Raw genomic sequence first — 25,462 nt, 5'->3', positions numbered from 1 at the left:
AAACGGGCCGGCGGGACTCGGGGGTGCGGTGTGTTCGGTTGGGCACTGGTGCGGTTGTGGGCGGCGGCGCGCGCGGAGACGTTCCCCGAGCCCGCGTCGGACGGAGCCGGCACGGCGCGCGAGCGGCTCCTGCGGCTCGCGGACCGGCCGACGGAGGAAACGCACCGGGAGCTCTGCGGACTCGCGCCCGACGCCCTCGACGGGCTGCTCGGGGACTTGGTCCTGGTGGCGGCCGGCGCGGGCGGCGACTGGCATGACGTAGCGACGGCCGGAGCGCTCGGCGAGGTGCTGGACTGCGCCTCGCTGGCCGCCGCCCAGACGGACGGGGCCGTCAGGGCGTTGGAGGACGCGCTGCGGCGGGAGGCGCACGTACTGCGGGGCGCCGCGGCCGACCTCGGTTGGCAACGCGAGGAGGCGGTCCGCCAGTTCGGCCACGCGACGCACGGGCCGCAGCAGCGTGCCACCGACCCGGCCGCGCTCCTCGGCATCGTGGGCCGTCTCGCCTCGGCCCCGGGCGACGAGTCGAGGTCAGACCCGCGCGCCGAGGTAGCGCGGGCCCTCGCCCCGGCGAGGGGCCTCGGGTACGACGCCGCCGTCGACGCGGTCGAGCACGCCGTCGACGTCCGGTGGTCCGCCCTCGACACGGCAGCCGAAGCCTTCGCCACCTCGGACCCCGAGCGCGCCGGAGCTGTGGTGGAACACTGGCTCGGGGCCCACGAGCCATCAGGAAGCGGGGAGTTGTGGCGCGCGTGCGCCGGGCGGTTGCTCGGCACCGCGGACGACCCGGGCACCGCGGTGCCCTGGGCCGAGCGCCTGGACCGAGCCTTCGGCGGACTGCGCGACCCGGACGGGCTCCAGGAACTCCTGGTGCTGCTCTACGAGAAGGAGCGCAGGCCGAACGCGGTCGTCGAGGTGCTGACGCCCCTGCAGGCGAGCCGACCTGACGACCCGCACCTCGCGTACCGGCTCGCCTGGTCCCTGCGGCTGACCGGGGACGCGGCCGCCGGGGCGCGCCTGATCCGGCCGTTCATCGCGGACCCGGTCGGTCCCGACGACGAGCAGTTCGTGCAATTGCTCGCGATTCTGCTGCACGAGGCAGGTTCGCCGGAGGTGGTCCGGTGGAACGGCGTGCTGGCCGCGCTGCGCGGTGACGAAGGGCTCGCGTCCGTCATGCCCACGGCGGGGCGCCCGGCGTTCGCCGGTACGCTGCCGCTCGCGGCTCACTTCGAGGACGGCACCCTGACCATCGATCCCGAGCGGGCGGCCGCCCTGCCGCCCGGACAGCTCCAGGTCCATGTCACCGCGGCGATGGTCGCGGGCAGCCCCGAGGGCCCCGAGCTGCTCCGCCGCCTCTTCGGGGACTCGCCCGAGCACGCCGCGCGCGTGGCCGAACTGCTCGGCCTGCGCCCCGATCCTGGGCCGCAGGAGCCGCCCACCGAGGCCGACCTCCTCGTTCACGAGGGCGAACAGCACTTCGGCCGACAGGAGTTGACCGAGGCGGCCGAGTGCTATCGCGAAGCGCTGCGCCTCGATCCCGACCACGCGGCCGCGCTGCTGTGGCTGGGCGACGTGCACTTCGTGCGGAAGGAGCACTCCGCGGCCCGCGCATACTTCGAGGAGTCAGTCGCGGCCGGGGAGACCCCGATGGCCTGGCGCTTCCTCGGTGATACGCTCCGCAACCTTGCCGAGCCGGCCGACCGGGTCCGGGCCTGCTACTTGCGGGCGCTGGAGCTGGACCCCGATTACGGCGGCGCACGAGCGGCGCTCGCCGCGCTGGGATCCGAGCAGCAGGCCCTCAGTGACCAGGGCGACACGACACGGCCGGACGCACCCGACACCACGACGTCCGACTCCCGTTCCTCCGTGCGCGCCGCCCTGCGGCGGCTCCGCCCCAGGGCGAAGAACCCTGCGGCGGCACCACCTCCCCCGACACCTCCCGCCCCCGTGTCCGCCACAACTGCGACTCCCGCTCGCTCCGCCGCTCCGGACGACGACCCCACCGACGCGAACCGGCTGTCGGCCGCGGGCGTACGGTCCCGGCTGCCGCAGCATCTCGAATCGGTGCTGCGCGCACGTGAGCCGGGCATCGCGGAACTTCTCGACGCACTGCCCGATGACGAGGCCATGGCCGCCTGGCAGGCGCACTGGATGCCGGACCGGCTCGGCCCCGCGCTCAGCGCCCTGTCCGTCCTCTCCTGGCAGTGGAACGCGAAGGCGGGCGACACCGGCCGGGCCCTGCTGATGGCCCGCCGGCAGGTGCAGATCGTGCGGGGTCTGCCGTGGCAGTGGACACCCGACGACGCCCCCCTCTTCGCCGGCCGGGCCCTGCTCCTGTCGGACGCGCTTGGTACCGAGGCCGCCCTTCTGTCCGACCTCGGTAACTACACGGAGGCACTCGCCGTCCTGCGGGAAGCCGAGGAGTGGCTGGAGGTGGACCGCACGGAGCGGGAGCGGACCGGTCGGCCGCTGACCGGAAAGCTGGGCGGCGGCCGCGTGGACGACGACCCGAGATCGTCCCTGTACCGGCAGCTCGCCGCGACGGCGGCGGATGCCGGGGACCCGGACACCGCCCGCCACTACGACGACCTGGCCGGGGCCCGCGAGGCAGGTGACCCCACCTCCGACCACATGCGCATCGCCCAGTTGTGTGCGGCCGCGCTGCTCGTGCTGCGTGACGACGGGGTCGCCCCGTGCTTCTCGTATCTGGACGACGCGTTGCCGCTGGCCGTACGGGAGGCGGGCTGGTCACCGGTCGAGCACGCGCTCGCGCTGGTGCACCACACCCGGGCGCGGGCCCTGGCCTCCCTCGGCCTGCACCGCACCGCACTGCGGCACCTGGCGCAGGCCCGGCAGCACAACTCGGGCAACGCGGACCGGCTCGCCGGGGACTGGATGCGCACCGCCGAGTGCCTCGCCGCGCGCTCAGGCCTCGGTGATCCGCTGGAGGCGTACGAGAGGGTGCTCCAGCTGTCCGGTGTGCCCGGTGCGGGGCCCGGCGACGACCGGTTGGTGTGGCGTTCGCGGCACAGTGCGGGTGAGCCGGTGCGGATCGAGAACGCGGCGCGGGCCTGGCAGGCCGTCGTGCCGATGGCGCGCGCCGCCTGGGCGGCCGGCGAGGCCGGTACCGCGACCGACGTCCTCGAACTGGGCGTCGAGCTCGCCGACCTGGTCCGGGCCGCGCAGCCGGACCCAGAGCTGCGCCGGCGCCTGCAGGACGAGCGCGCCGAGGTCTACGAGCTCCTCGTCCGCTACCGGCTCGACGGAGGGGACGGGCGGGCCGCGTTCGCGGTGACCGAGCGACTGCGCTCGCGGACGCTCCTCGACTCGGTCAGTACGGCCGCGCTGCGCCCGCCGGACGGCGTCCCACCTGAACTCCTCTCCAGGGAGGCCGCGTTGCTGCGCGAGCGCACTGCGCTGGAGCAGGCATCGCGCACCGACTGGGCGCGGATGCACACCGTACGGGAGGAACTGGCAGGGCTGTGGTCCGTGCTCGCGGACGGGCAACCAGCGGCCCGCGAGTACGCCGACATCCGTTCCGGCACGGCCGTCACGGCCGACGCGGCACTGGAGCGGCTGCGCGGGGAGCGGGTCGTGGTCGCCTCGTACGCGCGGCTCGACGACGGGCGGCTCGTCCTGTTCACCCTCGACCCGCGGACCGGGACCGCGGTGACGCCTGTCGACGCGGATGGCGAACGGCTGCTGGGATTCGTCGCCGACAACCTGGGCAGTGCGGGGCAGGTGCGGGAGATGGCCGAGGACCTGCCTGACCTGTTCCAGCAGGTGCTCGCCCCTCTCGTGGCTCCGCTCGCCGACCGCCTCGGGCCTGGCGACACCGCGCTGATCTGCCCGACGGGCGCCCTGCACCATGTGCCGTTCCACGCCCTGTCGGGGGACGGCGGCCCGCTCCTCCTGGAGCGCAACCCGGTCGCCTATCTGCCCAGCGTCTCGCTACTGCGAACGCTGGACGGCCGCAGCCGGCCGGCCGGGCACGGCGCCGTGGTCGTCGGCGACCCCGGTGGGGACCTGCCGCATGCCCGGGACGAGGCGCGGCTGCTCGCGGGACGGCTCGGCACGGAGCCGCTGCTGGGCGCGGAGGCGACCCGGGAGCGGGTGCTCGCGTCCATGGCCGGGGTGGAGGTGCTGCACGCCGCCTGTCACGCCTCGTTCCGCTCCGACGATCCGCTCGGGTCCGGCCTGCTGCTCGCCGACGGCCTGCTGACCGGTCGGGACATCCTGCGGCAGGACTGGCACGGGGTGCGGCTCGCCGTGCTGTCCGCGTGCGAGACGGGGCTCGGCGACGTCGGCCGCACGGACGAGGTGCTGGGCCTGAGCCGGTCGCTGCTGTTCGCCGGGGTCCGTTCCCTGGTGATGAGCCTGTGGCGGGTGCCGGACCGCTCGACGGCCGCGCTCATGGCGGACTTCCACGATCTGACCCTGGCCGGCGAGCCACCCGCCGGGGCACTGCGTACCGCGATGCTGGCGGCGCGCGAGCGGCCGGGCGGCTCCCGGCTCGACCAGTGGGCCGCCTTCTGCCTCGTCGGAGACTGGCGGTCCCCGAAGCCGGAACACCGCACAAGGAGCGTCGTATGACGGACACCCCGACACCCCTGCCCCCGTCCGGTCCCGCCAGGGGTGTCGCCGCCGGTTCGGCCGCGGGGCTCCCGGAGGGGTTCGAACTGCTCGACATCGTCGAGCCGACCGTCGAGGAGGACGAGCCCGACCGCTCCTACAGCGCGGTGGACGAGACCACGGTGCGGCTGCTGCGGCGCGAGACCAGGATCGGTCTGGCCCGGGGCCCGGTCACCCGCACGGACACCGACGATCCGGCCTTCCAGGGCTGCGACATCCCGCTGATCTGTGTCGTGCAGACTCATCCCGAGTGTCGGGTCAGCTGGTCCCGGCTCGTGCTCAATCTGTCGCCTACGCCGGACACGACGATCGCGGACATGTCGCCGGTGCTGGTCGAGGGCGAGGTCCCGCAGGAGATCGAGACCACGTTGGGCGCGACCCTCAGCTTCAGCGTGGCCGGGACGCCGCTGGGGGTGGAGGCCGGGCCACAGGTCCTGCGCCGCCGCACCGTGTACTGCCCGCGGATCACGTCGTCGGGGATCGGCTTCACGACGGCGTACTGGGACTTCCGTGCCTCCGGCCAGGAGTTCCTGCACGTCAACGAGGAGCTGCGGCTGCTCGTCCGGGCACCGGCCGGACGACCCGTCGACGCCCGGGTCACGCTGCGGGCGCGAATCCTGCCGCGTGGGCTCGGCCGGTTCGTCCGGGTGTCGGGCAAGCTGGGCGGCCTCGACGGGCTGTGCCGGCTCGGCTGAACCGGCGCTCCGCCGAGGCCGACCGACCGACGGCCGACGGGGGTCGGCACGAGAAGCCGGTTCATGGGGGCCGGTCATCCGCGGGTCGGATCGACAACTGATTTCGCACCGGCCGGTGGAGGTTCGAAAGCGGTGCTGAGGGTGCCGGGGGCCGTGGGCGTGCGCTGACCGGTGCCCGCGACAGGGAGGCGTGCCCCGTCGTTGGAGGGGTCGACGTAGGTGGCGAACCACGTGTCTAGTCGCGCGGCCAGCTCATCGCGCACGGATGTGTGAGCGGGGTCGGCGGCGAGGTTGTCTCTCTCCCCGGGGTCCTGGTCCATGTGGTAGAGCTCGTGCGGGCCGTGGGGATACCGGTGGACGTACTTCCAGCCGGGGGTGCGGATCATACGGACGGGGCCGTACTCGTCGTAGACGACCACCCGGTCCCGGGCGGCGGACTCGTCGCCCTCTCCGTCGAGGAGCCCGGCGAAGGAGTCCCCGGGCAGGTGCGGGTCGGGCTTGTGGCCGAGGCCGAGGTGCTCGACGAGTGTGGGCAGTACGTCGTAGTGGGACAGCAGGGCGTCGCACGTCCGGCCCCCCGCGATCCGGCCCGGCTGGGACATGAGGAACGGCACCAGCACGGAGCTGTCGTACATGTTCTGCGGGAAGGTGCCGTTGCCCTTTCCCCAGATTCCGTGGTGGCCGGCGTTGAACCCGTTGTCGCTGGTGAAGATCACCAGGGTCGACTCCGTGAGTCCCAGGGCGTCCAGACGGTCGAGTACGCGGCCGATCGCGGCGTCCATGGCCGTGACCGCGGCGAAGTATCCGATGAGTGCCTGCCGGGTGTCGCTCTCCCCTCCGACCGGTGCGCCGTTCTCGTCCACCGGCTGCCAGGGGTGGGGGGCACCTTGCGGGCACGTCTCGAATGCGCAGTCCTCGTACAGATCGGTGTACGCGCGGGGGTGCTGTCCCTTCCACGGTTTGTGGGGTGCGGTGAAGTGGAGCGAGAGGTGAAAGGGCTCCGGACGGTTCGACTCGCGTTCCAGGAAGCGGCCGGCGTCATCGGCCAGGGCGTCGGTGAGGTAGGCGGGCTCCGGGACGCGGTGGCCGTCCCGGTACATCGGAGCCTCGTAGTAGGGACCGCCGCCGCTCTCGTGCGCGTACCAGTGGACGAAACCGCGCCGGGGCCGGTCATTGGCTCCCAGATGCCACTTGCCGCTGAGCCCGAGCCGGTATCCGGCCTGGGCCAGGAGGTCGGTGAAGAGCAGGCGTCCGTCCAGGAAGTCCAGTCCCGTTCTGCCGGCGTGGTGGTACGACAGCCAGTCGTGCACACCGTGCTGTGAGGGCAGCTCTCCGGTGAACAGTGACGCCCGCGCCGGTGAGCAGACGGGCGAAGTGCAGAAGAAGCGGCCGAAGTTGACGCCGCTCGCGGCCAGAGCGTCAAGGCGCGGGGTACGTATCTCGTGGTTGCCCGCGCAGCCGAGAGCCCAGGCCCCCTGGTCGTCGGAGAGCACGAGCAACACGTTCGGGCGGGCGGGATCACGGCTGGCCATGGACGTCCTCAGCCTTGAGCGGGGTGGGCGGACCGTGACCGGCACGGTGTGCGGGAACGGCTGATCAGGGAATGGCGGAATCGTGCTCGTCCGCGCCTGACATGTCAACCATCACAGCCGATGAATGCGCCATGAATCTTCACCGTCGAGATGTGCGTCACCCGTTAAAACCGGGCAGAACGCGATTCATTTGGTATTCATTCGCATGATGAGTCGTTGACTCGCCCATTCTCAGGTCTGAATCATGTGGTCAGGTTTTCCCCACTCCACCACCGCCTCCCTGCCCCCTGTTCCTGAGGAGTGCTCCATGCCCGACGCCGGCTACCGCGGATCTGCCGCTGAGCGTTCTCCGCACCTCACCCGCCGCACCCTCCTGGCCGCCACGCTCGTGGCCGCGGTGGGCCTGACGACCTCGGCCTGCGGTGCGGGTGCCACCGCGCAGGGGGACGGCAAGTCGTTCACCTACTGGTCGATGTGGAAGCAGAACGAGCCCCAGGCCAAGGTTCTGGAGGCGGCCATCAAGCAGTTCACCAAGGACACCGGCATCACGGTCGACGTCCAGTGGAAGGGCCGCCAGGTCATCCAGCAGCTGGCGCCCACGCTGAACACCTCGAACGTGCCGGCGGACCTGGTGGACTCCCCGGACCGCTCCGCGTACGCCCAGCTCCACATGACCGGTCAGGCGCTCGACCTGACCCCTGTGCTCAAGACCGCCGTGCCGGGCGAGAGCGGCACGGTGGCCGATGTGATACCCGCCAAGTACCTGGACCTGAACACGACCGACGGCGTGCTCTGGCAGATGCCGTACGAGGTGATCCTCAGTCAGCTCTGGTTCGACGGTGGCGCTCTGCCGGACGTCGCCGCCAAGCCGCCTGCCACCTGGGACGAGTTCGTCGAGCTGCTCGACGCGCGCAGGAAGGCGCGCGGTGACGGACCGCTCGCCCTCGACGCCGACGTCCCCGACTACGGCGCCTACTGGACCTACTACGCGGTCGCGCGCGGTCTCGGTGACGGGGCCTTCGGCAAGGCCGTGGCGGACCACACGGGTGCGTCGTTCAGGACGGACGCGTTCATCGAGGCGGTCGAGCACGTCGAGAAGCTCGTCAAGGGTGGCTACTTCACCAACGGTTACGACGCCTCCAAGTGGCCGTCCGTCCAGCAGAAGTGGGCCAAGGGGAAGTCCGACTTCCTCCTCCTGGGCACCTTCGCCCCCAGCGAGACAGCCGAGTTCGCCGGCGATTCCTTCACCTACCGCTCGTTCCCCTTCCCCGCCTTCGGCCCGTCGGGGGACACCTCTCAGGACATCTACCTGATCGGTTTCTCGATCCCCACGAAGGCCCGCAACAGCGCGGCCGCGCAGAAGTTCATCTCCTACTTCCTCGCCAAGAAGCACCTCGAAGGCATCTCCACACAGGCGAAGAACATCACCCCGCGCAACGACATCGCGGCCCCGCCGGAGCTCGCCGACGGGCAGAAGGCGCTCAAGACCCGGAAGGTGGTCAAGAGCCTGGACGGAGTCAAGGAGACGGCGGCCGACTGGTACACCAAGGTCTTCCTGCCGCTCAACACGAAGTTCATCACGGGTCATCTCAGCTCGCGCTCCTTCGCCGAGAAGCTCGCGAGCGACTCCGCCACCTACTGGAAGTCGGCCTGATGGCGGCCCCCGCGGTCGTCGGTACGACCGAGCGGCGACGGGCCACCCGGGTGAGCACCGGCGCCCGCCAGAGTCCCTTCCTGGCGCGCCGCCGCAGGCTCTTCTGGCCCCTGCTGCTGCCGGCCGTCCTCGTCTACCTCGTCTTCTTCGCCGGCCCGTCCCTCTACACGTTCTGGCTCAGCCTCAACGAGTGGGCGGGCGCGGGACCCATGACCTTCGTCGGCCTGGACAACTACCACAGGCTGTTCGTCGACCCGGTCTTCCGCAGTGCCTTCACCAACACCCTCTGGATCATCCTGGGTGTGGGTGGTGCCACGTTCGCTGTGTCATTCGGGCTGACCATGCTGCTGCGCGACATGACGGGCCGCAAGGCCGCTCGGTCGATCCTGTTCTTCCCCAACATCGTGCCCAGTGTCATCCTGGCGATCCTGTGGGGCTTCCTCTTCCAGCACGACGGACTCGTCAACGCGGCCGGCAAGGCCGTGGGCCTCGAACACGCCCCGAACTGGCTGGGCCAGGAACACCTCTTCCCGGTGATCATGGCCGGCCTGGTCTGGACGTCCACGGGCTTCTACACGACCATCCTCATGGCGGCCGTCGACCAGATTCCGCAGGAGCTCTACGAGGACTGCGAACTGGCCGGGGCCAACGCCTTCCAGAAGTTCCGCTATGTGACGCTGCCGCTCATGTGGGACGTGGTCGGAGTCTGCGCGGTGCTGTGGACCATCACCGCCGTGAAGGTGTTCGAGTTCATCTACGCCTTCGCCGGAGCGGCCGGACAGATGCCCGACACGGGTGTGTGGAACACGGCGCTCTACACCTACGGAGAGGCGTTCGCCTCCGGCGGCATACCCCGCTACGGCTCGGCGGCGGCCAGCGCCGTGGTCATGCTCGCCCTCGTGGGCGTGCTCGTCGTCCTCATCCGCCGGGTCATGCGCCGCGACGCCGTGCAGTACTGAAACCCGCGCCCCCTCGCCGTACCGCCCCGGAGGTCACCCCGTCATGGCCATCAGCACGCCGAGCCGGTCGTCCGGTTCTCTCAGCCGGCACATCCGCCGTGCCTTCGCCGCCCGTTCCGCCGGGGTCGTCGTGGTGTGGCTCTTCGCCGCCTTCAACGTCCTGACCGGAACATGGCTGCTGCTGTCGTCGCTCAAGAACGCCGACGAGATCTTCAGCACCCCCTGGCAACTGCCGCAGATCGCCCAGTGGGGCAATTACGCACGTGCCTGGACCACGGGCCTGTTCGGGCAGGCGGCGTTCAACACCGTGGTCGTGGTCGGCGGCACAGCGGTCGTCACGCTCGTCCTCGCGGCACCGGCCGCCTACGCCCTCAGCCGTATCACCACCCGGTTCAACGGCGGCTTCACCCTGTTCTTCGCCCTCGGCCTGGGCATACCCGCGCAGGTGGTGATGCTTCCGCTGTTCGTCGTCATGAACAAGCTGTTCCTGGTGGACAGCCTCTTCGGCCTGGTCGTGGTGTACGTGGCCACCTCGCTGCCGTTCGCCGTCTTCTTCCTCACCGGCTTCATGTCCACCCTGCCCGTCGAACTGGAGGAGGCCGCGGCACTCGACGGCGCCTCACCCTTCCGGACTTTCTGGCAGGTCATGCTTCCCCTCGCCCGGGGCGGAATGGTCACGGTGCTGATCCTCAACATCATCCAGCACTGGGGCGAGACGGTCTTCGCCCTCATTTTCATCCAGAACACCCAGAACCAGACGCTCTCGCTCGCGCTGCTCGGCTTCCTGCAGCAGATGCAGTTCAACGGGGCGGACTGGGGCGGCCTCTTCGCCGGCGTCACCATCGTCGTTCTGCCCGTCCTGGTCTGCTACATCTGGCTCGGCCGGAGGATCATCGAGGGAATGACCCTCGGTTCGGTCAAGTGAGCCGAGGACCGTTCCGAAGGAGACGAGAACGAACATGGGGGATCAGTGACGCCAGAGGCACACGACCTTAAATTCCGCCAGCTGGCCTCCCGGCTCCGCCAGGACCTGCTTCTGGGCACCTGGCCGGTGGGCAGCAAACTTCCGACGGAGAAGGAACTGGCCGTCAGCAGCGGCTTGTCGGTGAGCACCGTGCGCCGCGCGGTGGACGAGCTGGTGTCGGAGGGGCTCGTCGTACGCCGGCAGGGTGCGGGGACCTTCGCCCTGCCGCCCCGCGCACCCGTCTCCGACCGGGCCCTGGTGGGGGTCATGGTGCCGGACACCGCGTTCTACTACCCACGTGTTCTGCAAGGCGTCGAGGAGACGTTGTCGGCGGCGGGCGCGCGGTTGCTGCTGGCCTGTTCCGGTTACGACCAGGAGCGGGAGCACAAGGACCTCCAGGACATGCTCGACGCGGGTGTCGACGGTCTGCTGGTGGTCCCCACCCTCACCGGCCCGGAGCCCGCCGACCAGTACCTCGCCCGCCTCGCGGCCCTCCCCGTTCCGGCCATCCTGATCGAGCGCCGTGACACCTCCCTGGGCGACGCGAACGAGTACGTCTGCTCCCACCACGAAGCCGGCGCCTACGACGCCGTCCGCCATCTCTGCTCCCTCGGGCACACCGCGCTGGGTCTGGTCCTGCGGTCCCCCAGCCCGACGTCGGGGCCGGTCGCCACGGGCTTCCGCGAGGCCGTCGCCGAGCGCGGTGTCGACCACGTCGAGTTCCGTGCCTCGATGGAGGAATGGAGCCCCGCGACGGCCGACCGGTGCCTGGAGACACTCCTCTCCGCCGGGGTCACCGCGGCCGTGTGCTTCGGTGACCGCCAGGCCATTCTCCTGGAGAACGCCGCCCAGCGGTCCGGGCTGCGACTGCCCGCCGACCTCGCCCTCGTCTCGTACGACGACGAGATGGCCGATCTGGCCGACGTCCCTCTGACGGCCGTCGCGCCCCCCAAGCACCAGCTGGGCCGGGCCGCCGCCCAGGCGCTCCTCGAACGGCTGGGCGACCCGGGCCTGCCGCGCCGTCGCCTTCTGCTGCGTCCCGACATCATCGTCCGGCAGTCCTGCGGAGCCGCACCGGGACGCTCGGCTCCCGCCCCCTTCCTCAAGGAGACATCCTCATGACCGACGTACGGCTCGGACTGATCGGCGCGGGCGCCGTCGGACTGCTGCACTCCCGGGCCGCGGCCGCCGTCCCCGGAGTGAGCGTGAGCGCGGTGTGCGACATCGACGCCGACACCGCGCGGGACGTGGCCGGGAGCCTGGACGCCGCCTCCTTCACCGACTACCGCGACCTCATCGGGTCCGGACTGGTCGACGCCGTCGTCATCAACACCCCGCACGCACTGCACACCCATATCGTCACCGCCTCCGCGGCGGCCGGCCTGCACGTCCTGGTCGAGAAACCGATGGCCACCAGCAGTGAGGACTGCGCCCACATGGAACGGGCCTGCCTCGACGCCGGTACGGTGCTCTTCGTCGGGCACATCCAGCACTACCTGCCGCCGATGACTGCCGCGAAGGCCGCTCTCGACGCCGGTGCGCTGGGAGCCCCGCTGACGGTCACCGACTGGCGCAGCACCGACTACCGGCGCGGCAGCCGCCCGTCCTGGTTCTTCGACCCGGCCGTCTCGGGCGGCGGTGTGTTCATCAACATCGGTACGCACTGCGTGGACCGCCTGATGTGGCTCACCGGCCGCCGGGTGGTCGCGGCCCAGGCGGGCGCCACACACCGGGGGGAGATCGGTGTGGAGACCGATGTCATGGCCCGGCTGGAGCTGGCGGGCGGCCTCGTCGGCCACATCACCGTCACCAGTGCCCTCCTGCCCCAGCGCGACGAACTCACCGTCATCGGGGAACGCGGCACGCTGCGCGTCGCACGCGGTAGCGGCGCGGTCCTGTATCCGGACGACGGTTCGGGCCCGGTCCAGCTGGCGAAGGAGTCCCCCGACGACGTGGCGGACGCCTTCCGGGACCAGTTGGCAGCCTTCGTGGCGGCCGTGCGCGGGCAGGAGGAACCAGCTGTGCCCGCGTCCTACGGCCGCCAGGTGATCCAGGCGGTCGAGGGCGTCTACGCCTCCTGCGCCTCGGGGGCGCGGGTGACCGTCCCGGTGGAATGACCGCGTCCCCGGCGGATCCGCCGCCACGCCCCCCATGGGCTCCGACCCGTCACCTCCCGTACGCCGGGAGCGCGTAGGAGGGGACCGTGAGGCCGCTGCAGGCGTCGGTGGCGGGGGCACCGGCGACGGGGGCGAGCGTGATCCCGGCGGGCACCGTGACGGGTACGGTCCCGCCCGTGTCCTGGTAGGAGTTGGACGCGTACACGGTGAACGCGTTCGCCTCCGTCTGGCTCAGCACCGCGGGCGAGAGCTGGCCGGCGATGACACCGGTCGTGTGCGTCGGATCGACGAAGGTGTTGCGGTACGCCCGGATACCACTGAGGCCGGTGGGCTGGACGTTCTCGTAGTAGGTGATGCCCGCGTGTGTCGGGTCGTCAAGCGTGGCCACTTCCAGGACGTTGGCGCAGACGTCGACTTCCCGGAGGGTCAGGGGGTAGGTCGGATCGCTGTACACGTACAGCAGGACCGGGGTGTCGACGAGGCGGTTGGCGCCCACCGTCAGCGGCCCGTCGGAGTTGCGGACCTTCACGCCTCCTTCCGCTGCGTTCGGCCATCCGCGTACCCAGTTGCGGATGTACCGGCCGCTGACGCCCTTGAGGTATGCGGCATGGTCCCGGACGGAGGGAGTCGCGGGATCCGCGTCGAAGATGTTGGAGTCGACGTTCAGGAGGGTGTCGAACCCCGTGTACAGGCCGCTGCGGTAGTGCCCCTGGGAATCGCCGAGGCCGAGCGCGGTACGCAGGGTGGCGAGCTTCGCCGGCAGGGACACCCGGGCGGGTGACGGGTTCGTCGTCCCGTCGGACGACCGGTCGGTCCAGTTGTGGTGTCCAGGCCAGTCCTCCAGCCATTCGCTCTCGCTCAGTTCGAGTCCGACGACGTTGCGCTGGATGGACAGGCCGGTGGTCCGGTACAGACTCATCGCGACCGCGTCGGTGCTCCGGTCGCCGTGCAGGAAGACCGAATCCGTCACCCTGCTGGTACCGGTGAGGCGGTTGAGGACGAGCTGCTGGTTCGCGGGGCTGTTGAGCTGGCTGATGTGGCCCCTCGCGTCGCTGAACACGTTGCGCTCCAGGACGGCGCTGGTCTTCGTCCCGTTCACACCGACCTGGATGCTGTCGAAGAACAGGTCCTGGAGGGTGATGGTCCCGGTCCGGGTGGTGTTCGTTGCGGCGGCGGTCTCGCCGAAGACCAGACCCCCGACCGAGCCCCGGATGACGGTCGGCGTGGCGCTGTCGGATTCGCCCGTCACCGTCAGCGCCGTCGGCAGGCTGACGGACGCGCCGAGCTCGTACGTACCCGTAGGGAACCACACGTCGCTGCCGCTGTTCACGGCGCACTGCACGGCGGCCGCGTCGTCCGTCACCCCGTCGCCTCGCGCGCCGTAGGCCGCGACACTCACGTAGCCGGCCGGTGCCCAGTGTCCGCTTGCCTGTCCGCAACTGCCCGCGGCCGCCGCGCTGTCGACCTGCGAGGCCGTCCCCAGCAGGCAGGCGGTGACGACGGCTGCGGTGAAAGCCGGTGTTCTCCCTGTTCTACGCACGTGCATCCCCTTTGCCTCTCCGTGTACCGGTGATGCCGGTGACGGTGGTCGGCGACAGTACGGCGCTGTGAGAGAAGGAATCAATGCGTAATGCACTGCTGATATGGCGAAGCCAACAGCCGTATATGTGGATCCAACGGACCATTCATAGGGCATCCGGTGCTCCCAGCCGTGAAAAGCGGCTCGTCGGCAGCGGAATACTCCTTGATTCATATGGTGCGGACGGCATTGGGTGTGAGCCACCCCGAACGCCGGGCGCTGCCCGTCCAGCGCGCGTCGACGCGCTGCGCCGAAGGAGGACGCCATCATGCCCGAAGCTTCCCGCCCGTTGAACCGGCGCACGGCCCTGCAAGCAGGCACCGTGCTGGCTGTGAGCTCCTTGAGCCTGAACCTCGCCGGGGCTCCGCGTTCCGCGGCTGCCACCGCGCAGACGGCACAGGAGGTGCCGGCGGCGGACCTGGAGCAGCGCGCGCTCGCCCTGACTCCGCCCGCCTTCCTCTTCGAGACGGGCGTTCCCGCGCAGGTGAGGGCAGGCCGCGGTTCGACGCTGAGCATCAGCGACCAGGCGGCACTGTGCGGGCGGCACTCGCTGCGCTGGGAGCACTCCGCGCGGTCCACGGTGACCGTGGAGGCACCCCTCCGATTCACCCCCGACGCCTACGTGCCCGGCCGCCTGCCGGGCGCCGACCAGGCGTGGCAGGGGCTGGTCGACACGTTCTCGGTCTGGGTCCACAACGCGTCCCCCGTGGACGACGTGCTGCGCTTCGAGTTCGGCCGGGGCGGCCGCACCGACGCGTGGTTCGACTTCGGACTCGACTTCAAGGGCTGGCGCACCGCGTGGGTGCGGTACGGCTACGACATGAAGGGCAGACCGCATCCCGACATGGACACGCTGCGCCTGGTGGCACCCGCGAGCGCCGGCGTCCTCCATGTCGACCAGCTCGTGCTGAACGTGGCCATGCGTCCGGACCAGCCGGTCCGTGACGCCCAGGTCCCCTTCGTGGCCCTGGAGAGTGACGAGTGGGACAACGCGCACTGGCAGGCGCTCTACCAGTTCGACGAGCTGCTGACCCGCAACCGCCCGCAGACCCCGCAGCCGTCGGCGACGGAACTGGAGGCACTGCGGGCGCTGGTGACCCGCTACCGCGACGAGTACCTGCTGCCGGTCGGCCAGGCGGCGACGACGCCGAAGCAGGTGGCGGACCTCACCGCCCAGGTCGAGGCCATGGGAGTGCCTGCCCCGGGCTCCACGGGTCTGGGGCGCCCGATCGTCTCGTACCAGCACCAGGCCTACCCTCCGGAGATCGCCGCCGACCTCAAGACCTTCGTGAACGCGGTGACCCTGCGCGCGTGTACCGACCTGCTGAAGTCTGTGGCGCTGGCCCACGGGCGAGCGGGCGCCGCCGAACGCCCCGCACTCGCCGCCCTGTACGTGCGCATGATCGCGCACCTGCGGGACCAGGGCTGGGCCTGCGGCAGCTCACAGGGCACTGTCCACCATCTCGGGTACGACGCTCGGGGGCTGTACGACTCGGTGTACCTGATGCGGGACGTGCTCCGGGAGGAAGGCCTGCTGGAGGCGGTCCGCGCCGACATGACGTGGTTCACGGGACTGGGCCGCGTCTTCCGCGACTGGCAGGACCGCCAGGCGTACGGCGGCATCATGGACGTCTTCAACACGACGGTCCGGGGCATGCTGGCGTCCGTGCTGCTCATGGACACCGAGGCCGAACAGGTCGCCTACCTGCACGCCCTGCGCACCTGGCTCGACCGGGCGCTGACCCCGAGCAACGGGATTCAGGACGGCCTCAAGCCGGACGGCACGTCCTTCCACCACATCGGCTTCTACCCGGACTACTCCCGGGACGGCTTCACGGGCCTCGCTCCGATCGTGTACGTACTCAGCGGCGGTCTCTTCCGGATCTCCGGGGAGGCGCACGCGTCGTACAAGAAGACCCTGCTCACCATGCGGGCGTACGCCAATACGTTCAACTGGCCGCTCCCTCTCAGCGGACGCCACCCCACGGGTGTCACCGCGCTGTCCATCACCCCGTACCAGTGGGCCGCGATCTCCGGCACGCCCGACGGGACGTCCGATGTCGATCCGGAGCTGGGGGCCGCCTTCCTGCGGCTGCTGCCCGCCCAGCCGGCCACCGCGCAACGGGTGATCGCCCAGCGGCTCGCCGCTCGCGGCATCACCGCCGAGACCGCCCCCCACGGCACCTGGGCCGCCAACTACGCGGCCCTGTCCCTGCATCGGCGGCAGGACTGGCTCGTGGCTGTGCGGGGCCACAACCGGTACCACTGGTCGACCGAGATCTACGAGGGTTCCAACTGGTACGGCCGCTACTCCACTTACGGTCAGATCCAGGTCCTGGGGCGCGGCAATCCGGTGACCAACGCCGCCAGCGGATTCAGCCAGAACGGCTGGGACTGGGCCCGCTGGCCGGGTACGACCGCCATCAACGTTCCCCTGGCCGACCTGAAGGCCGACCTCACCGGCACCATCGAGGAGATGCTCCTCACCGACTCCGCGTTCGCCGGCGGTCACACCATCGACGGCCGCCACGGCATGTTCGCCATGCGGCTGCACGAGCACCCCAAGTACGACGCGTCGCACCGCGCCTTGAAGTCCGTATTCCTGTTCGACGACCGGATCATCGCCGTCGGCACGGGCATCGAGAACACCGACCGGACCCACGAGACGGAGACCACGCTGTTCCAGAGCGCGCTGAGCGACCGGACGGCCGCCACGTATGTGGACGCCGCCCCCGTCACCGCGTTCCCCTACGAACGACCCGACCTGCGGCTCGGCTCGGCGTGCTGGCTGCTCGACGGCTCGGGGACCGGCTACTACGTGCCCGCCGGTCAGCGCGTCGGTGTCCGCCGCGCCACCCAGCAGTCCCGCGACCAGGCGACCGACCTGCCGACGAGCGGGGACTTCGCCACGGCCTGGGTGGGCCACGGCAGGGCGCCCCGGGACGCGGCCTACGAGTACGCCATGCTGGTGGAGGCCACCGCCGACTCCATGACCTCCTTCAGCCGCGCCATGGCGAGCCAGGACACCGCCCCCTACCGGGTCCTGCGCGCCGACTCCGTGGCCCACGTGGTGTCGGACCGCGCGACCGGGATCACCGGCTACGCCGTGTTCGAGGCCACCCGCCGCCTCCAGGCGGGCCCGGTACGTGAGGTGGACACCCCCTGTCTCGTCCTCACCAGGTCCGACGAGGAAGGCGGCCGAGTGCTGTCCGTCTGCGATCCCGACCTGCGCCTCTACGAGGGCAAGGACCGCGAACAGTACCGTGGTGGCACCTACACGGGCGCCTACACGTCGTACTCGCGGAAGTGGCAGGCCAACCCCAGCGCCGAGCACCGTCTGACGGTCGTCCTGGACGGCCGGTGGCGCCCTTCGGACAGCGGGCAGCCGTGCCGCACGGTGAGTCACGGGGACACGACCCGTGTGCAGTTCACCACGGTCGACGGGCGCCCCGTCCAGGTCAGGCTGGTTCCGGTCGACTGACCCGTCGTCCGGGCCCCACCCCCGAGGGCGGCGCTTCACGGTGCACGAGACGATGCGCGAGACGCGAAAGCAGGACGATGACAGCGCGACAGGTATCACCCGCCGGCCTCGACCGGTACCGCAACGCCCGGTTCGGCATGTTCGTCCACTGGGGGCTGTACGCCCTCCACGGCAAGGGTGAGTGGAACATGTTCGAGGAGCGCACCCCGCTCACCGAGTACGAGCGCCTCGCCGACCGCTTCGAGGCACAGCGCTTCGACGCGCGGGAGTGGGTCGATCTGGCGGAGGCCGCGGAGCAGCGCTATATGACGGTGACGACCCGTCATCACGACGGCTTCTCCATGTACGACACCGCGCTGTCCGGATTCAAGTCCACCAACACGCCCTTCGGCCGGGACGCGTTCGGTGAGCTGGCCGAGGCATGCTCCGGACGCGGGGTGAAGCTCGGGGCCTATGTGTCACTGATCGACTGGCACCATCCGGCCTTCCGATTCCGCGAGGAGTCGAAGCTCGCCTGGGACGACTACGTCGGGTTCCTGCACGGCCAGGTGCGGGAGCTGTGCACGCAGTACGGCGAGCTGGGCCAGCTCTGGTTCGACGGCGAGTGGCCCAACTCCGCCTGGTCCGGGGAGCACGCCGAGTGGTTCGCCCCTGGAGGGTCCTACGGCTATCCGGAGCTGTACGACCTGGTCCACCGCCTCCAGCCGGACGCCGTGGTCCTCAACAACCGCAAGTCTGTGCCTCTTCCGCCCGGCGAGGATGTGCAGGGGTTCGAGAACGACCTCCCGGGCGAGAACACCGCCGGCTTCAACACCGGCACCGTTCTCGGCGGCCCCAAGGAGACCTGCCTGACCATGAACAAGACCTGGGGTTACGTGCCCACGGACGACAGCTACAAGACAGCCGGCCAACTGGTCGCCACGATCCGGCGTGCCTGGTCGGCCGACAGCAACCTGCTCCTCAACGTCGGGCCCCGCCCTGACGGGACCATCCCGCCACGCGAGCAGGAACTGCTGCGCGCTGTGGGAGCGGGCCTGAGGCGCGCCACCGGGAAGCGTGACGACGAGAACCTCTTCACCACGGAGGCGTGAGGCGGACCGCCTCCTCGGCGGTCAGCCGGGAGCCACGGTCGTACGCTTCCGTGAACGCGGGGGCGCCCAGGGAGGCACGCGCCGAAGCGCTGATGCGGTCGACGTCGGCGCGTTCGGCGGGCGGCAGCGGGGCTCCGGCGCGGAGGCGGGCGGCCGCCGCCGCGCCCAGGAGAACGGCCGCGCGGGTGGTGGCGGGCCCGTGGCCGTGCAGGGCCGCCGCACCGGCGAGACCTTCCAGGGAGAGCGCCAGAGCGCGGGGCTCGGCGAGGACGCGGGCGATCTCCAGTCCCTCCGAGTGGTGGGCCGCCGCCCCGCGCGCGTCGCCCCGGAGCTCGGCGACGAAGCCCAGCTCGGCCAGGAGCAGGTGGTCGCCCGCCCGGGACGACACATCGGCGTAGCCGTCGCGGATGTGCAGCAGGTGCGCCTCGGCCCCGTCGAGGTCGCCGGAGCGACGCGCGCCGAGAGCGAGGCCCATCCCGGAGTGGATCTCACCGTACTTGTAGCCCTGCTCGGTCGCGATCCGGCGAGCCTGTTCGTGCAGGGCACGGGCACGGTCCCAGTCGCGGGCGAGCAGCGCGAGGCGGCCGAGCCCGGAGAGCCGCGCCGACACCTCCGCCTCCAGACCCAGCTCCCGCGCCATCCGAAGCCCCTCATGCTGGCGGCGCTCGGCGTCCGCGTACGCGCCCTTGATCTCGGCGAGTGCGGCGAGCGGGGAGACGGTCTGCAACTCGCCCCAGCGGTCACCGATTTCGCGGAAGAGCAGGGCGCTCCGCAGTCCGTCGCGGCCGAGCCCGGCGAGGTCGCCGCGGACCAGCGCGAGGGTCGCGCGGAGCCCGAGTGCGGCGGCGATGCCCCACTGGTCCTCAGCGGCGGTGAACAGGGTGAGGGCATGGGTGTTCAGCTCATCGCCCTCGGCCGCGTCGCCCGCGCTGAACAGGCCGTACGCACAGAGCCACAGCGCGCGGGCACGGCGTACGGGGTCGGGGACGGCGTCGCCGGTGGCGGTGAGGCCGCCTTCGATGGCGAGGCCGCCTCCCACGGCGGTGCGTCTGTTCGCCGTGGCGGCGGCGACTCCCGCGTGATCTCCGGTGAGCAGCGCGAAAGCGGTGTGGAAAAGGGCGAGTTCGGCGGGAACGGAGGGGCCGGACATCGCGGCCAGCACCGACCCGAGGCTGCGGCGGGCCTCGTTGAGGCGGCCACGCAGCAGCCACCACCAGGCCAGAGCGGTGGCCAGCCGGACCGCCTCCTCCGGTTCGCCCACGCCCGCGCGGCGCACCGCCTCGTCGAGCGCCGTACGCAGGTTGCCGGCCTCGGCGTCCAGCCGTGCAAGCCAGGGCTGCTGCCCGGCGCCGCGCAGGTGCGGCTCGGCGTGTTCCGCGAGGGCCCGGTAGTGGAGCAGCTGACGGTCCCGTACGGCGGTGAAGTCCTCCATTTCGTGGAGTTGCTCGGTCGCGTACGCGGCGACGGACTCCAGGAGGCGGTAGCGGGGGCCGGTGGGCCCGTCCACCACGACCACCAGGGACCGGTCGACCAGCCGGGTGACGAGGTCGAGCACCTCATCCCGGGTCACGCCGTCACCGGCACACACCGCTTCGGCGGCTTCCAGGTCACAGCCGTCGCTGTGCGCAGCGAGGCGGCGCAGAACGATCCGCTCGGGCGCGCTGAGCAGGTCCCAGCTCCAGTCGATCACCGCCCGCAGCGTCTGCTGGCGAGCCGGCCCGCCGCGCTGACCGAAGGTCAGCACTCGGAAGCGGTCGTTGAGCCGGACGGCCAACCCCCTCACCCCCAAGGCCCGCACACGGGTGGCGGCGAGCTCCAGGGCGAGCGGGATGCCGTCGAGGCGGCGGCAGATCTCGGCGACGGCCCGGCGCTCGGGCTCGTCCGGGGCGTCCGGGTCACGCGGGAAGCCAGGGGTCGCGGCGGCCGCACGCTCCATGAACATCCGGACGGCGTCGGCGGGCGGCAGGGGCTCGACGAGGAACACCGCCTCGCCGGCCAGACCGAGCGGCTGTTGCCCGGTGACCAGGACGCGCAGTCCGGGGGCGGTGCGCAGTAGCAGCTCGGTGAGTCCGGCGGCGGCGTCGACGACATGCTCGCAGTTGTCCAGGACGAGCAGGGTGCGGCGGTCGCGCAGGGCGGCGGCGAGGCGGTGCGGCAGGGAGCGTGTGGAGGCGCCTGTGCCCGGCAGTGAGCGGGGGGCGTCGTCCCGGATGCCGAGGGTGGCGGCGACGACCTGAGCCAGATCGGCGGGGGTTTCGGCGCGGATGCCGGAGAACTCCACGAGCCATATTCCGTCGGCCGGTTCACCGGCCTGGGTCGTGCGGTCCCGCTCGGCGGTGGCAGCCGCCACGGCCAGCCGGGTCTTGCCGACGCCGCCGGGGCCGGTGAGGGTCACCAGCCGTTCGTCCGCGAGGAGCCGGGAGAGCTGGGCGAGGGCCTGGCGGCGGCCGACGAGGGGGGTGAGGGGGACGGGGAGGTTCGAGTAGGAGCCCGGCCCGGCTGCGCCCGGGGTGCCCGAGGTGTGTGCGGTGGTCACGGTGCCCGCCGCATTTATCGCGGGTGCGGGGTCCGCTGCCGCCGTCCGGGACGTCCTCGCGCTCAGCTCCGGCTCCTGCCGGAGCACCGCCCCGTGCAGGGCTACCAGTTCGCGGCTCGGGTCGACCCCGAGCTCCTCGACGAGCCGGGACCTCAGGTCGTCGTACGAAGCGAGCGCCTCGCTCTGGCGTCCCGCCGCGTACAAGGCCCTCATCTGGACGGCGCGCAGGCGCTCCCGCAGCGGGTGGCGCGCCACGAGGTCGGCGAGCTCCCCGGCGAGGAGCGCGTGGTCCTGCGCCTCCAGGCGCGCCTCCGCCTGATCCTCCAGCACGGACAGCCGCTGTTCCGCGAGGCGCTGCGCAGCCCCCCGTACGAACCCGCCGTCCGCGAAGTCCGCGTATGCGGGCCCCCGCCACAGCTCCAGGGCCTCGGTGAGCAACGCGGCCCGGGCGCGGGGGTCCTGGAGGGGGCGCGCTTCCGTCACCATGGCGCGGAACCGTACGGCGTCCACCTCGTCGCCGCCGTCGAGCCGCAGCCGGTAGCCCGGCGGCTGCCTTTCCACCCTGTCCCGGCCGATGACCCGGCGCAGCTGGGAGACCTTGGCCTGCAGGGCGCCCCGGGGCTTGCCCGGAGGCACGTCGCCCCACAGGTCGTGGATGAGCCGGTCGGCGGACACCGGCCCCTCGTCGCTCGCGAGCAGGCCCGCCAGCAGGGCCCGGACCTTGGCCTCGGGGACTTTGACCTCCCGGCCCTCGCCGTCCCACACCATCAGTGGCCCGAGCACCCCAAACCGCATGGCCACACCGTACATGGCCGGGAACCGGCACCCGGCAGGCTCTCGACAGCACCGGCTTCGAAGCCCGCCCGGCAGTCAGCCGTTCCGAAGGTTTCCCGAAGGTTCCCCGAAGCGCCTGGGCGCAGAGTCGTCCCGGTGGGCGGCACCACGCACCGGTGAGGAACAGGCACCCCAGGAGGGAGCGGCACCATGACCAAGTACGCGCGCAGAAAGGCCCTTGTCGTCGGTGAAGTCACCGACGTCGGCCTGGCCATCGCCAAGCGTCTCGTGGAGGGCGGGGCGACGGTCCTGCTGACCGCCCGCACAGCGCATGAGCGTGCACACGCGGTCGCCGAACTGGGCTCCGCCGCCCGAGTCGTCACCCCGTCCACCGTCGAGGCCGCCCTCACCGCACAGGCCGGCACCGGACCTGAGGGCACTGCCGATGGCGGCGTCGATCTCCTCTTCTCCGACGTCATCCCGACCGCTCGGCCCCTGCTGCCCCACCTCAAGGACGGCAGCGCGATCGTGCTCACCGCCCCCACCCCGTGCCCCGACGCACTGCAGAGGCTCGCCGCCGAACTCGTCTCCCGGGGCATCCGCGTCAACGCAGTGGCGCCGGGCTGTATCCAGGCGCCGGGCGCCGGTGCCGTACCCCTGCCTCCGCTGGGCCGCCTCGGCGCCCCCGAAGAGGTGGCTCGTGCCGCGCTCTTCCTGGCCACGGAGGCGACGTTCACCACGGGGGCCCGGCTCCCCGTCGACGGCGGCCTCGGCTCCCGGTGAACCGGCCACCACAGACCACCTCCGCCGCCCGGCTGCACCGTCCTCACACCGACCTTCCGGAAGACCAGGAGCACACCCCATGAGCACCGCATCCGACACGGCGTCCGCCGCCGCGGCGGCATCGGGCCCGAAGAGCGGAGGCGAGGGACAGCAGAAGCTGCCGCTGTTCGCCCTGCTCGCCCTTGCCACCGCCGTCTTCATCACCAGCCTCACCGAGACCCTCCCCGCCGGTCTGCTGCCCGCGTTGAGCCAGGACCTGCGGGTGAGCGAGTCCGCGACCGGTCAGACAGTCACGGTCTACGCGATCGGCACCGCCCTGACCGCGATCCCGCTCACCGCGGCCACCGCGGGCTGGCGGCGAAAGCAGCTGCTGCTCGCCGCCATGGGCGGCTTCGCCCTCGCCAACACGGTGACGGCCGTGTCGTCCGTCTACGAGCTGACGATGGTGGCGCGGTTCGTCGCCGGCGTCGCGGCCGGTCTCGCCTGGGCCCTGCTCGCCGGCTACGCGCGGCGCATGGCTCCCGCACACCTCCAGGGCAAGGCCATGGCCATCGCCATGGCGGGTATCCCCGTCGCGCTTTCCCTCGGAGTGCCTGCCGGTACCTTCCTCGGTGACTGGCTCGGCTGGCGCGTGGCGTTCCTGTCGATGACGGCGCTCACGCTGCTGCTCCTGGTGTGGATCGTCGCGGCCGTACCGGACTTCCCCGGACAGGGGCGTGGTGAGCGGCCGAAGATGCTGCCCACCCTGCGCATCCCGGGAGTGACCCCGGTCCTCTTCGTCACGCTCGTCTTCGTCCTGGCCCACACCATCCTGTACGCCTACATCGCCACGTACCTCGACGACCTGGGCCTGGGCGGCAGCACCGGCCTGGTGCTCCTCGTCTTCGGCGCCGCGTCGCTGGCGAGCATCTGGATCGTCGGCGCGCAGATCAACCGCCGGCTCCGCGGCCTCACCGTGGGCGCTGCCCTGCTGGTCGCCCTCGCCGCCGCGCTCCTGGCCGTCCTCTCCGACACCACCGCCCTCGTCTACGTCGCCGCGGTGCTCTGGGGTCTGGGCTGGGGTGGCGTGCCCACGCTGCTCCAGACCGCCGTCGGTGACGCGGGCGCCGAATCCGCAGACTCGGCACAGGCGATGCTCGTCACGCTCTGGAACGTCGCGATGGCGGGCGGAGGCATCGTCGGAGGCATCCTGCTCGACGTGGCCGGCAGCGAGTCCTTCCCCTGGACGGTACTGCTGCTCCTGCTGCCGGTGATCGCCGTCGTCCTGTACGCCCGGCACGCGGGCTTCCCCGCCCGGCGGCCGGTGACTCCGGCAGAGGCGGCCCCGGCCACGGGCGCCGACCCGGTGACCTGACGCACCGGAGGCACGACGACCGACCGCCGGAGAGCGGTTCATCCCCCTCGGTTCCCGTTCGTACGCGACCCCTCGTACCAGCCCCCTCCACCCTTCCGTCCCGCTGCCCGACTTCGCAGGAGGAGACCGCACCGTGCCCGCCACCCGTAAGAAACAGGTGCACCTCGCAGCACAGCTGCCCGGCATCCACAACGTGACCGTCTGGTCGGACCCGCGCTCCGGGAGCCAGATCTCCATCGACTCCTTCATCCGGCTCGCGCAGACCGTCGAACGCGGCAAGTTCGACTTCTTCTTCCTCGCCGAGGGGCTGCGACTGCGCGAGCACAAGGGAAGGGTCTACGACCTGGACATCGCGGGGCGCCCGGAGAACCTGACCGTGCTGAGCGCTCTGGCCGCCGTCACCACGCATCTCGGCCTCGCCGCCACGGTCAACGCCACCTTCAACGAACCGTACGAGGTGGCGCGCAGGTTCGCGACCCTGGACCGGCTCAGCGGCGGGCGGGCGGCCTGGAACGTGGTCACCAGCTACGACGCGTTCACCGGGGAGAACTTCCGCCGGGGCGGGTTCCTCCCGGAGGCCGACCGTTACACCCGGGCCGCCGAATTCCTCAACACCGCACGGGAGTTGTGGGACAGCTGGGCCGAGGGCGACCTGAGGACCGACGCGAAGGCGGGAGAGTTCGTGCGGGCCGGGGCCGGCCGCTTCGCCCACCGGGGCAGCCACTTCGACATATCCGGCCGGTTCACCACTCCGCCGGGCCCGCAGGGCCACCCGGTGGTCATCCAGTCCGGCGAGTCCGACGCGGGCCGCGAGTTCGCCGCGTCCGACGCCGAGGTCATCTTCAGCAAACACAACCAGATCGACGTGGCCCGGAGCTTCTACCGGGACGTGAAGCGGCGACTGGCCCGGTACGGCCGCAGTCCCGACGACCTGCTGATCCTCCCCACCGCCAACGCGGTCGTCGCCGACACCGACGAGGAGGCCGCCGCCTACGCCGAGGAGATCAGCCGCGATCTGGTGAGCCCGCAGACCGCGATCGCCCACCTGGAGGCGGTCTGGGGCTGCGACCTGTCCGCATACGACCCGGACGGGCCGCTGCCCGACATCGAGCCGGAGCACGACGCCCACCTCCTGAAGGGCCACTCCGTGTTCCGCAAGGGCCGGGGAGAGACGGCACGGCAGTGGCGCAAGCTCGCCGAGGAGCGGAACCTGTCGATCCGGGAGCTGGTCATCGAGGTAGGCGGACGCCAGACGTTCGTCGGCAGCCCGCGTACGGTCGCCGACGCCATCGACCACTACGTCCAGACCGAGGG

The 25,462-nt window shown here is 71.5% G+C and carries 15 protein-coding genes; 12 read left to right on the top strand and 3 right to left on the bottom strand.

The features are described 5' to 3' along the window. Window positions 1-30 precede the first annotated feature (30 nt). Both ACFWFI_RS21480 and ACFWFI_RS21475 read left to right on the top strand, forming a co-directional pair. Window positions 31-4,590, top strand: coding sequence for a CHAT domain-containing protein (locus ACFWFI_RS21480; protein ID WP_387392571.1), 4,560 nt, complete (start codon window positions 31-33; stop codon window positions 4,588-4,590). Continuing rightward, a complete protein-coding gene (locus tag ACFWFI_RS21475; RefSeq protein WP_387392569.1) occupies window positions 4,587-5,324 on the top strand; it encodes a hypothetical protein in 738 nt (245 codons plus the stop codon). The genes ACFWFI_RS21480 and ACFWFI_RS21475 overlap by 4 nt, the downstream gene beginning before the upstream one ends. A gap of 74 nt (window positions 5,325-5,398) precedes the next feature. Here ACFWFI_RS21475 and ACFWFI_RS21470 read toward each other — a convergent pair whose 3' ends face one another. Continuing rightward, window positions 5,399-6,856 carry a sulfatase-like hydrolase/transferase gene (locus tag ACFWFI_RS21470; RefSeq protein WP_387392566.1) on the bottom strand — a complete coding sequence of 486 codons (1,458 nt, stop codon included), beginning with the start codon at window positions 6,854-6,856 and terminating at the stop codon, window positions 5,399-5,401. Window positions 6,857-7,163: 307 nt separating this feature from the next. On the opposite strand from ACFWFI_RS21470, the gene ACFWFI_RS21465 reads away from it, so the two are divergent. The 5 genes from ACFWFI_RS21465 to ACFWFI_RS21445 are packed head-to-tail and all read left to right on the top strand — an operon-like array spanning window position 7,164 to window position 12,550. Then, entirely contained in the window at window positions 7,164-8,510 is a 1,347-nt protein-coding gene (locus ACFWFI_RS21465; RefSeq protein ID WP_387392563.1) for an ABC transporter substrate-binding protein, read from the top strand. Then, the gene (locus ACFWFI_RS21460) at window positions 8,510-9,469 is read left to right on the top strand and encodes a carbohydrate ABC transporter permease (protein ID WP_387392560.1); all 960 of its coding nucleotides are present in this window, start codon (window positions 8,510-8,512) and stop codon (window positions 9,467-9,469) included. Before ACFWFI_RS21465 ends, ACFWFI_RS21460 begins: the two co-directional genes overlap by 1 nt. Before the next feature lie 43 nt (window positions 9,470-9,512). Then, window positions 9,513-10,394 (top strand): carbohydrate ABC transporter permease, encoded by an 882-nt coding sequence (locus ACFWFI_RS21455; protein WP_387392557.1) that lies wholly within the window; start codon window positions 9,513-9,515, stop codon window positions 10,392-10,394. 45 nt (window positions 10,395-10,439) lie between these two features. Further along, entirely contained in the window at window positions 10,440-11,555 is a 1,116-nt protein-coding gene (locus ACFWFI_RS21450) for a LacI family DNA-binding transcriptional regulator (protein ID WP_387392554.1), read from the top strand. After that, the gene (locus ACFWFI_RS21445) at window positions 11,552-12,550 is read left to right on the top strand and encodes a Gfo/Idh/MocA family protein (RefSeq protein WP_387392552.1); all 999 of its coding nucleotides are present in this window, start codon (window positions 11,552-11,554) and stop codon (window positions 12,548-12,550) included. Before ACFWFI_RS21450 ends, ACFWFI_RS21445 begins: the two co-directional genes overlap by 4 nt. A gap of 49 nt (window positions 12,551-12,599) precedes the next feature. Here the strand turns inward: ACFWFI_RS21445 and ACFWFI_RS21440 are convergent, their stop codons facing one another. Next, the gene (locus ACFWFI_RS21440) at window positions 12,600-14,090 is read right to left on the bottom strand and encodes a glycosyl hydrolase family 28-related protein (protein WP_387392549.1); all 1,491 of its coding nucleotides are present in this window, start codon (window positions 14,088-14,090) and stop codon (window positions 12,600-12,602) included. A 307-nt stretch (window positions 14,091-14,397) separates the two neighbouring features. Between ACFWFI_RS21440 and ACFWFI_RS21435 the strand changes: the two genes are divergently transcribed. Both ACFWFI_RS21435 and ACFWFI_RS21430 read left to right on the top strand, forming a co-directional pair. Continuing rightward, window positions 14,398-17,610, top strand: a complete 3,213-nt coding sequence (locus ACFWFI_RS21435; RefSeq protein WP_387392547.1) for a chondroitinase family polysaccharide lyase — start codon at window positions 14,398-14,400, stop codon at window positions 17,608-17,610. Between the two features lie 77 nt (window positions 17,611-17,687). Further along, window positions 17,688-18,701, top strand: coding sequence for an alpha-L-fucosidase (locus ACFWFI_RS21430; protein WP_387392544.1), 1,014 nt, complete (start codon window positions 17,688-17,690; stop codon window positions 18,699-18,701). Here the strand turns inward: ACFWFI_RS21430 and ACFWFI_RS21425 are convergent. Beyond that, window positions 18,685-22,032 (bottom strand): AfsR/SARP family transcriptional regulator, encoded by a 3,348-nt coding sequence (locus tag ACFWFI_RS21425; RefSeq protein WP_387392542.1) that lies wholly within the window; start codon window positions 22,030-22,032, stop codon window positions 18,685-18,687. The two genes, ACFWFI_RS21430 and ACFWFI_RS21425, sit on opposite strands and share 17 nt — an antisense overlap. A gap of 189 nt (window positions 22,033-22,221) precedes the next feature. On the opposite strand from ACFWFI_RS21425, the gene ACFWFI_RS21420 reads away from it, so the two are divergent. From ACFWFI_RS21420 to ACFWFI_RS21410, 3 genes are all read left to right on the top strand, one after another. Continuing rightward, window positions 22,222-22,794 carry an SDR family oxidoreductase gene (locus ACFWFI_RS21420; protein WP_387392539.1) on the top strand — a complete coding sequence of 191 codons (573 nt, stop codon included), beginning with the start codon at window positions 22,222-22,224 and terminating at the stop codon, window positions 22,792-22,794. Window positions 22,795-22,873: 79 nt separating this feature from the next. Then, window positions 22,874-24,148, top strand: coding sequence for an MFS transporter (locus ACFWFI_RS21415; RefSeq protein ID WP_387392536.1), 1,275 nt, complete (start codon window positions 22,874-22,876; stop codon window positions 24,146-24,148). A 133-nt stretch (window positions 24,149-24,281) separates the two neighbouring features. Then, on the top strand, window positions 24,282-25,462 hold a 1,181-nt coding region (locus tag ACFWFI_RS21410), incomplete at its 3' end, for an NtaA/DmoA family FMN-dependent monooxygenase (protein WP_387392533.1).

This window comes from Streptomyces sp. NPDC060209, assembly GCF_042728155.1.
GTDB lineage: Bacteria > Actinomycetota > Actinomycetes > Streptomycetales > Streptomycetaceae > Streptomyces.
Note: the sequence above shows the minus strand (reverse complement) of the source record. Positions and strands in the feature narration are given on the sequence as shown.

Bases quoted from the DNA above. Each gene is read 5' to 3' on its own strand.
- ACFWFI_RS21470 (WP_387392566.1), bottom strand. From the start codon at position 6,856: ATGGCCAGCCGTGATCCCGCCCGCCCGAACGTGTTGCTCGTGCTCTCC.
- ACFWFI_RS21475 (WP_387392569.1), top strand. From the start codon at position 4,587: ATGACGGACACCCCGACACCCCTGCCCCCGTCCGGTCCCGCCAGGGGT.
- ACFWFI_RS21420 (WP_387392539.1), top strand. From the start codon at position 22,222: ATGACCAAGTACGCGCGCAGAAAGGCCCTTGTCGTCGGTGAAGTCACC.
- ACFWFI_RS21465 (WP_387392563.1), top strand. From the start codon at position 7,164: ATGCCCGACGCCGGCTACCGCGGATCTGCCGCTGAGCGTTCTCCGCAC.
- ACFWFI_RS21445 (WP_387392552.1), top strand. From the start codon at position 11,552: ATGACCGACGTACGGCTCGGACTGATCGGCGCGGGCGCCGTCGGACTG.
- ACFWFI_RS21460 (WP_387392560.1), top strand. From the start codon at position 8,510: ATGGCGGCCCCCGCGGTCGTCGGTACGACCGAGCGGCGACGGGCCACC.
- ACFWFI_RS21425 (WP_387392542.1), bottom strand. From the start codon at position 22,032: ATGCGGTTTGGGGTGCTCGGGCCACTGATGGTGTGGGACGGCGAGGGC.
- ACFWFI_RS21415 (WP_387392536.1), top strand. From the start codon at position 22,874: ATGAGCACCGCATCCGACACGGCGTCCGCCGCCGCGGCGGCATCGGGC.
- ACFWFI_RS21435 (WP_387392547.1), top strand. From the start codon at position 14,398: ATGCCCGAAGCTTCCCGCCCGTTGAACCGGCGCACGGCCCTGCAAGCA.
- ACFWFI_RS21455 (WP_387392557.1), top strand. From the start codon at position 9,513: ATGGCCATCAGCACGCCGAGCCGGTCGTCCGGTTCTCTCAGCCGGCAC.
- ACFWFI_RS21430 (WP_387392544.1), top strand. From the start codon at position 17,688: ATGACAGCGCGACAGGTATCACCCGCCGGCCTCGACCGGTACCGCAAC.